At 73.7% G+C, this 3,595-nt stretch carries 4 protein-coding genes, 1 tRNA gene and 1 pseudogene; 4 read left to right on the top strand and 2 right to left on the bottom strand.

Translation table 11 applies throughout. The features are described 5' to 3' along the window. A partial coding sequence (locus tag VF468_02000) for a GTPase (GenBank protein ID HEX5877091.1) occupies positions 1–78 on the bottom strand: 78 nt, incomplete at its 3' end. A gap of 57 nt (positions 79–135) precedes the next feature. Between VF468_02000 and der the strand changes: the two are divergent. Together der and VF468_01990 are read left to right on the top strand one after the other, a co-directional pair. After that, positions 136–1,206 (top strand): annotated as a pseudogene (gene der / locus VF468_01995) (ribosome biogenesis GTPase Der). Between the two features lie 67 nt (positions 1,207–1,273). Continuing rightward, positions 1,274–1,351 (top strand) — tRNA-Pro (locus VF468_01990). A gap of 737 nt (positions 1,352–2,088) precedes the next feature. Here the strand turns inward: VF468_01990 and VF468_01985 are convergent. Next, a complete protein-coding gene (locus tag VF468_01985; GenBank protein ID HEX5877090.1) occupies positions 2,089–2,391 on the bottom strand; it encodes a hypothetical protein in 303 nt (100 codons plus the stop codon). Positions 2,392–2,584: 193 nt separating this feature from the next. On the opposite strand from VF468_01985, the gene VF468_01980 reads away from it, so the two are divergent. Further along, positions 2,585–3,271, top strand: coding sequence for a CDP-alcohol phosphatidyltransferase family protein (locus tag VF468_01980; protein HEX5877089.1), 687 nt, complete (start codon positions 2,585–2,587; stop codon positions 3,269–3,271). Positions 3,272–3,457: 186 nt separating this feature from the next. After that, positions 3,458–3,595, top strand: a 138-nt coding sequence (locus VF468_01975) for a sugar phosphate nucleotidyltransferase (protein HEX5877088.1), incomplete at its 3' end; no start/stop codon positions are given.

Below are 3,595 nucleotides of genomic sequence, written 5' to 3'. Positions count from 1 at the left end.
CAGGTCCTGGCCGGCCAGCCGGTTGAGCAGGCTGGACTTGCCGACGTTGGGCCGGCCGACGATCGCCAGCGCCGGCACCTCGGGCTCCTCGCCGGCCGCGGCCTCGGTGCCGAGCCGCTCGACGACCTCGTCCTCTTCGTCGTCGACGCCACCGTCGGGGTCACCGAGGAGGACGCCGCCGTAGCCGCCCGCCTGCGCCGCGGCCAGGTGCCGGTCCTGCTGGTCGCCAACAAGGTCGACAGCGCCGCCGCCGAGCCGCAGGTCGCCGACCTGTGGTCGCTGGGGCTGGGCGAGCCGCTGGCCGTGTCCAGCCTGCACGGCCGCGGCTCGGGCGACCTGCTCGACGCGGTCGTCGGGCGCCTCGGCGACACGGCCACCGCCGACGCCGAGCCCGAGGTCCCGGCCCTGGCCATCGTCGGCCGGCCCAACGTCGGCAAGTCCAGCCTGCTGAACCGCCTGGCCGGCCGGGACTTGGCCATCGTCGACCCGACCCCGGGCACGACCCGCGACACCGTCGACTCGATCGTGGAGTGGGCCGGACGGAGCTACCGGCTGGTCGACACCGCCGGCATGCGGCGCTCGTTCCAGCAGGCCGAGGGGGCCGACTACTTCGCCTTCGTGCGCAGCCTGGAGGCGGTCGACCGGGCCGACGTGGCCCTGCTCGTGCTCGAGGCGCCCCTGGGCGTGGCCGAGCAGGACCAGAAGGTGGCCGTCCGGGCGGTCGAGGCCGGCTGCGGGCTGGTCCTGCTGGCCAACAAGTGGGACCTCATGGACGACGAGGCGCGGCGCCAGTTCGGCGTCGACCTGGAGCGCAAGCTGTACTTCGTGGACTGGGCGCCGATGCTGCGCGTCTCGGCCCGCACCGGCCGGGGGGTCGAGAGGATCTGGGGCCTGGTCGACGGGGTGCTGGCCGAGCGGTCCCGGCGCATCCCCACCGCGGCCCTCAACCAGTGGCTGGGGCAGGCGACCGAGCGCACGCCGCCGCCGCCGGTGCGCGGCCGTTCGGTCAAGGTCCGCTACGCCACCCAGACCAGGGTCGACCCGCCCGAGGTGGTCCTGTTCACCAGCGGCCAGCTCACCCCCAGCTACCGCCGCTACCTGGAGCGGGACCTGCGGCGGACCTTCGGGTTCGAGGGCACGCCGGTCCGGCTGGTGGTCCGGGTCCGGACCCGCGAGCGGCCCGCGGGCGCCGACCGCCGGGGCTAGCCGACCGGCGGAAGGCGCCAATGGCCGTGATATCCTGACGGCCGTTTCGGGCCTTCGGGCCCGCGTTCGGGACGTGGCGCAGCTTGGTTAGCGCACCAGTCTGGGGGACTGGGGGTCGCCGGTTCAAATCCGGCCGTCCCGACCACGCAATCTCCGCAGTCCAGCGGCCCCACAAGCCAGCCGGGCGCGGCCGAGGTCGATGTCGGGCCACTGGAGGCCGGGCACTCTCCGCGACGCATCCCGGTCGAGGCGGCCAGGAGCCAGAGGGCATGCTCCAACGCGTTGCGTCGGCAAGCGCTCGCCGGCTGGTGGCGTGGACGGGCAACACGACCCGGGCCCACCCGGCGTCCTTGCTGGTGCGGTGGCCAGAGTGCACCGCGACCCCGGGGAGAGACTCCCCGGGGTCGCGGCCTGGGCGTCGCTTCGCGGGGCAGTCGGCCCTGGGTCGATTGGCTGTCCCGGGGAGGCGCAGGGTAGGACGCGCACCCCGCCCATCGACATTCGAAGGAACGCCAACAGCGGGCCCGGCGTTACCGTTCACACAGACGAACGTCTCAGACATACACGGCCCCGGGGTCCTCCCAGCCGGGGCCGTGTGTCGCGCGCAGCATCACCAAGAACGTTTGCCGGCCTCAGGCGTTACATCGACTCGGAAGCGCCGGGACGGCACCTGCAGCTGACCGGACCAAGCTGTGGGGCAGCTCACTCCCAGGGCCGATCGCCAGCCCGGTTGGGTGGACGGCGAGCCCCGAAACAACTCCCGACCACCGAAGTACGCCACCTACCACGGCGGCGCCACCTGGAAACAGGCGGACGCCCCCGGCCGTGGTAGCGACCGAGGGCGTCCGCACTTCCTGGCACCTCTCCCGCCAGAAGGAGCGCTTACGGGCCGGCAGCCGTTACGTCGGCGGACGGCTGCATGCTCGGCAGGTCGAAGGTGGAGACCAGCTGGTAGGCCGCATCCCAGCCACGCTCGATACCGAGTTCGCGCTTGACGAGCCCCCACTCGTCGTCGGTCACCCCCAGCATGTTCACCGCCTTCCAGGCCATCGTGGTCGCCCGGTCGAGCTGCCGCAGCGCTTCGGTGATGGCCGGGCCTTGGATCTCGAGCACCGCGATGGCGGTGTTCACCTCGGTCAGGACCTCGACCGGCACCAGGTCGGCAAGCTTCTGCGGCTCAGTCATGGCAGCACCTCCACCAGAAGAACCGCCCAGCGAACGAGCGCGTTTCGCCTGTCCCTGACCCCGGGCTCGACGGGCAGCTACGCATCTCTCGCGCCGGGCCGATGGCGCGCCGGGCACCGGCCCGCCGCCAGGCCGGCCGTTCCAGCCGCGGGCACCGGCGCACATGGCCGGGCGGTGGTCTACGCTCCACGGCATGAACGACACCAACCGGTCCGACCCGCACCCGGCCCCCGACCCGCCCCCGGCCGCCGGGAACGCGGGCGACCCGGTGCCGGCCGAGGTCCCGGGGCCGCTGGGGCCCAGCCGGCGGGTGTCGAGCGCGATCCTCACCGTGCCCAACGCCGTCACGCTGGTCAGGCTGCTGCTGATGCCGGTCTGCGCCTACCTGCTGGCCACCGAGCGGTACGGGTGGGGGCTGGTGCTGACGGCGCTGGTGGGGTCGACCGACTGGGTGGACGGGTGGCTGGCCCGGCGGACCGGGCAGGTGAGCCGGCTCGGGCAGCTGCTCGACCCGCTGGCGGACCGGCTGCTGATCGCGTCGGTGGCGATCGCGCTGGTGTTCCAGGGGGTGGTGCCGTGGCAGGCGGCGGTGCTGCTGGTGGCGAGGGACCTGGTGCTGCTGTGCGGCTGGCCGCTGCTGAAGCGGCGCGGGATCGAGCCGCCCGAGGTGATCCTGCTCGGGAAGGCGGCCACCCTGGTGCTGCTGTTCGCCCTGCCGGTGCTGACCCTGGGGGCGACCGACGTGGCCGTGGCCGACGCCGCCCGCCTGCTCGGGCTGGCCGGGTTGTGGGTGGGGGTGGCGATGTACTACCTCGCCGGGGCGGTCTACGTCAGAATGGTGCTCGAACGGCTCGGCCACCGGGCGGAGGCCGGCTCCTAGCGCCGACAGGAGCCGCCGGCCGTCTGGCCGAGCCGGTCCGTACCCAGGACCCCGGTCCGGGCGCCCAGGTGCCGCGACCCCACCGGCCGGCCGCCCCGACCGGCCACGCGTCCCTGGCAGGGCGCCGAAGACAAGGGAACGAATCTCCATGGCTGCAAGCGTCTCGTCCGCTCGGCCCCGCGGGGGATGCCGGTGAAGGCGGTGATCATGGCCGGCGGCGAGGGCACCCGCCTGCGCCCCCTCACCGCCAACCAGCCGAAGCCCATGCTCCCGGTGGGCAACCGGCCCATCATGGAGCACATCGTCCGGCACATCCGGGACTAC

This window comes from Actinomycetota bacterium, from assembly GCA_036280995.1.
Classification (GTDB): Bacteria; Actinomycetota; CALGFH01; order CALGFH01; family CALGFH01; genus CALGFH01.
The sequence above is the reverse complement of the archived record's forward strand: the minus strand, read 5'-3'. Positions and strand labels throughout refer to the sequence as shown.